General features: G+C 69.3%; 1 protein-coding gene. It reads right to left on the reverse strand.

What is annotated here, in order from left to right; genetic code table 11:
- Nucleotides 1–394, reverse strand: a 394-nt coding sequence (locus FDW84_RS19020; RefSeq protein WP_138611035.1) for a DUF222 domain-containing protein, incomplete at both ends; no start/stop codon positions are given.

The raw sequence follows: 394 nt of genomic DNA on the forward strand, positions 1-394 counted from the left end.
TTGGGCCCCTGCATGCCCCGGGAGACAGCGGTCAGCCGGTCCCAGGCCGCTGCGGCCTGGTCCGCTGGAAGGTAGGCCGAAAACCACGCCATCCCGTCCTGATCCGGTAAGCATTCCACCCGGCGGTCCAGGAAACTCTTCGCATGCCGCTTCTCAATCGACTCGGCATGATGGCGTTCCCGCCACGTCCGGGCCTTCTTCCGAAACCGGTAGGCCGGCATTTCCCCCGCCGGGCAGCCCTTGGCACGGTTGGGCGCTGCGGGGTCCAGGAAATGGGCCTCCAGGGCCGCTGCCCCGGCAGGGCCCAGGGTTACGGTCTCGTCCACCATCACCCTGGCGTGCTGCCAGGAGATGGTCCCGGCCTGCAGCGCAGCGAGGGTGCGGGGCAGCGATG

Source organism: Pseudarthrobacter sp. NamE5 (assembly GCF_005796225.1).
Classification (GTDB): domain Bacteria; phylum Actinomycetota; class Actinomycetes; order Actinomycetales; family Micrococcaceae; genus Arthrobacter.